Origin of the sequence: Bacteroides muris (ex Afrizal et al. 2022), from assembly GCF_004793475.1 — a bacterium.
Classification (GTDB): Bacteria; Bacteroidota; Bacteroidia; order Bacteroidales; family Bacteroidaceae; genus Bacteroides; species Bacteroides muris.
In genome coordinates this window covers 1-872 of sequence record NZ_SRYZ01000118.1, presented here as the reverse complement: position 1 = coordinate 872, position 872 = coordinate 1, and the positions used below count along the sequence as shown (strand labels likewise).

The window sequence follows — 872 nt, the reverse complement described above, 5'->3', positions numbered from 1 at the left end:
ATGCTCAATACCCTGCTGAGTTTCTTCCGGCTGGACAATGGCAAGGAGCAGCCGAATTTCTCTCCTTGCCGGATTTCGGCAATCACGCACATTCTTGAAACGGAGTTTACGCCCATCGCCATGAACAAAGGACTATCGCTGACAGTGAAGAACGTATGTGATGCCGTTGTGCTAACTGACAAAGAGCGAATAATCCAAATCGGGAACAACCTGTTGTCAAACGCCATCAAATTCACTGATAGCGGTGGTGTATCTTTGACGGCTGATTATGATAACGGTATTCTGAAAATCATCGTCGAAGATACGGGCACAGGAATGACCAACGAGGAACAGCAACGCGTGTTCGGCGCGTTTGAACGTCTTTCAAACGCCGCTGCAAAAGACGGCTTCGGACTGGGACTGTCCATCGTTCAGCGTATCGTGTCAATGCTCGGCGGCACGATACAGTTGGAGAGCGAGAAAGGCAAAGGCAGCCGTTTCACGGTAAAAATACCCATGCAGACAGCCGGGGAACTGCCGGAAAGGATAAATCAGACAAGGATTCATCATGACCGTGCATTCCATGATGTGATTGCCATCGACAATGACGAGGTACTTCTCCTGATGCTTAAAGAAATGTATGCACAGGAAGGCGTACACTGCGAAACCTGCACCGATGCTGCGGAATTGATGGAAATGATACGCTGGAAAGAATACAGCCTGCTTCTGACGGATCTGAACATGCCGGAAATCAACGGCTTCGAGCTGCTGGAACTGCTGCGCACCTCCAACGTTGGCAATTCAAGGGATATCCCGGTAGTCGTGATAACCGCTTCGGGCAGTTGCGGCAAAGAGGAACTTATGGAACGTGGTTTCTCCGGTTGCCTGCTCAA

1 protein-coding gene is annotated in these 872 nt (G+C 50.1%); it reads left to right on the top strand.

Features of this window, described 5'->3' with window-relative positions:
- Window positions 1–872: hybrid sensor histidine kinase/response regulator (locus E5355_RS19110; protein ID WP_136011561.1), on the top strand; the 872-nt coding region annotated here is incomplete at both ends.